Origin of the sequence: Algoriphagus sp. (genome assembly GCF_024642405.1) — a bacterium.
In the GTDB taxonomy this organism is placed as follows: Bacteria; Bacteroidota; Bacteroidia; order Cytophagales; family Cyclobacteriaceae; genus Algoriphagus.
In genome coordinates this window covers 1-2,792 of sequence record NZ_JAHEBC010000449.1, presented here as the reverse complement: position 1 = coordinate 2,792, position 2,792 = coordinate 1, and the positions used below count along the sequence as shown (strand labels likewise).

4 protein-coding genes are annotated in these 2,792 nt (G+C 36.2%); 1 reads left to right on the top strand and 3 read right to left on the bottom strand.

Going from position 1 to position 2,792, the window contains the following annotated elements; genetic code table 11:
• From Q0L68_RS19180 to Q0L68_RS19170, 3 genes are all read right to left on the bottom strand, one after another.
• On the bottom strand, positions 1-527 hold a 527-nt coding region (locus Q0L68_RS19180; RefSeq protein WP_296705859.1), incomplete at its 3' end, for an alcohol dehydrogenase catalytic domain-containing protein.
• Between the two features lie 125 nt (positions 528-652).
• Positions 653-1,474, bottom strand: coding sequence for a class I SAM-dependent methyltransferase (locus tag Q0L68_RS19175; protein WP_296705858.1), 822 nt, complete (start codon positions 1,472-1,474; stop codon positions 653-655).
• A 10-nt stretch (positions 1,475-1,484) separates the two neighbouring features.
• Positions 1,485-1,997 (bottom strand): OsmC family protein, encoded by a 513-nt coding sequence (locus Q0L68_RS19170; RefSeq protein ID WP_296705857.1) that lies wholly within the window; start codon positions 1,995-1,997, stop codon positions 1,485-1,487.
• A gap of 365 nt (positions 1,998-2,362) precedes the next feature.
• Here Q0L68_RS19170 and Q0L68_RS19165 point away from each other — a divergent pair.
• On the top strand, positions 2,363-2,792 hold a 430-nt coding region (locus Q0L68_RS19165; protein ID WP_296705856.1), incomplete at its 3' end, for a DUF2911 domain-containing protein.

Here is a 2,792-nt window from a genome sequence, read left to right as displayed (position 1 = left end):
GTTAATTCCACATCAAATAATCTTGCAAATTGTAAAAGAGCAGAACCTATTGCTCCTGTAGCTCCGTTGATCAGGATTTTATTTCCGGATTTAACGTCAACATAATGAATAAAAGAATAAGCATAGTGGGCTCCTTCCAAACTAGCTGCTGCTTGTTTGAAATCTATGTTTTCCGGCATTTTCAATAATGAATTTTCTTTGACGCAAACGAATTCTGCCTGAGATTCTAATCCCATATCCAAAAAGCTAAAAACCCTATCTCCACTTTTAAAAGAAGTTATATTTTTACCAGTTTCAAGTACTTCTCCTGCAAAATCTGTCCCTATAATTATCTTTCTTGGCTTGGGATAACCTAGCATCATTTTCATGATAAAAGGTTTACCGGTAAGATTCGCACAATCTGTTCGATTGACTGTGGTTGCCTTCACTCGGATAAGTATTTCATCCTCTTTTGGAATGGGATTTTTTATTTCTTCAATAGAAATGGCATCAAATGATCCATAAGTTCTTCTGATTGCAGCTTTCACATGTTTTTTTTAAAAATTGAAAGTTCTTTCTGATCAAGATAAAAACTCAATAACTTATTTATACAGGAAGATTCCCAATTATGATTTAAAAAATATCGGAAACTGATTCATTTTTAGACTTAATTCTAATTGGGTTTTTTCCCAACGGCCACTACAAACTCCCCAGGGATCTCATACCCTTTTCCTATCCTGAATTTTTGGATAGATTCTATATATTCTTTTTGTGCCTCAATTTTAGTTTGATTATCAAATCTTGAATAGGCCATTGCCACCGGACCACCCAAAAAGGATGCTTGGCAAGCTTCATCCTCAGTTTTATAATGAAGAATTGTAGAGATTTTTTGAAGAGAAATATTCTTAAAACCTGCTTTTTCGAAAGGATAATTGAGGTTTTCTCTTTCACCCAACTGAAAAAACATGGGGCAAACATCCGAACTTACGCGTGCATCTACTATTGGAAAAATTTCTGCCCAACCACAATGTTTTCTTGAGCCCCAGACCACGACGGCAGCTTTTCCTCCAGGTTTTAGAGTTCTATACATTTCTTGTAATGCACGATCCGGATCAGGTAAATACATCAGGCCTAAAGCACAGGTGACCAAGTCAAAAGTAGATTCCTCAAACGAAAGGTTTTCTGCATCCATTCTTTCAAACTCTACATTTGAAAGAGCTTTGGATTGAGTCAACCCTGTTCCGATTTTGACCATTTCATCAGAGATATCCGTCGCAAAAATTTTACCTGTGGAACCAAGAAGTTCAGCCATCCGAAAAGTGATAAGCCCAGTGCCAGCTGCAATATCTAAAATGAAGTAGCCGGGCATAATTTCAATTTTTTCAAATAAGAGATCATGTGCGGGCTTTAGTTGTACTTGCCAGCTTTTTTCATAATGCTCGGAAGCCTTGTCCCAACCATATCTTTGAACTCTTCTTTGTAAATCAGGATTCATTTTTAATTAGTTAAGATTCTTCTAATTCAACTTTTCGAACACATTTCTGAGCTCTCGAAAAAACGTCAAGGTATGGACTGTGTTTATCCCCTTCATTCAAGACATGATCAATATCTTTTTTGCTCGCCGGGCTTTTGATTTTGACTATATATTGTATCTCCGAATATCCTGGGTCTGAATCTGATGTTTCAAATAAAGCGCCATCATCATAATGTGCCTCGACTTGAACTTCCAAACTATCAATTATGACATCTAATCTTGAAGCCCACATCATATAACCCATGGCTAGGCAACTTCCTAATGCGGCCCTTCCTAATACCCCAGGTGTAGGGCCGGTTCCATTTCCACCGACTTGGCTTGGCATATCCGTATGAAAAACATATTCACCTTCACGGCTTTCGCAGGATAACCCTGATATGATACGCGTTTTTGAAATACCTATCCCTAAACCAAGTGTTGGTTTTAATCTTAAGGCTTTTTGGGTTCTTAGAAATTTAGTTTTGATTTCTTTTTGTTCTTTCATGGGTTACATATTAATGCATTTTAGAGGTCGGAATGCTCAATCTTATTATTACTTTGAGTACTACACTGTATTATATCTAGTTGAAGTAAATCATTTAGTACTACTCGTCAGATTCCTTCTTGTTTAGAAAACCAATACTTAATAATCAAACTCGGGGATAGTTAATATTGTAAGTTGGGTTTTAAATCTTAAATAAGTTATTTATAAATCCTGAAGCATCCAACATTTGACTCTTGAGAATCATGATCTACTAATTAATTGATATTTAATTTGTTATAAATAATTGATGGATGGGATCTACCAGCTCTTGTGTTAAATTTGAAATAAATGAATAATTTCAAAATGAATAACTAAAACTAAAATCAATGAAAAAGTATATTCTTTCCTTCATTCTCCTTGTTGGGGTAGGGGCTGCCTCATTTGCACAGTCTTTTAGAGGACCCGATAGAAGTCCGATGGATGTAGCCTATTTACCTGATAATTTTGCCCATGATCGTAAACCTGGGGAAGAAGCCATTGCAAAAGCTTACTATAGCAGACCGAATAAGTCTGAGAGAATTGTTTTTGGAGGAATTGTGCCATTCGGTAAAGTTTGGAGAATGGGAGCAAATGAAGCAGTAGAGTTTAAGGCATTTAAGGATATCAAAATTGGGGGAGAAAGTCTTAAAGCCGGAACCTACTCCATGTTTGCAATCCCGGGAGAGAACGAATGGACAATCATTCTCAATTCTGATTTAGATTATTGGGGAGCTTTCCAATACAATGAAAGTAAAGATTTGATTCGATTTACGGTTG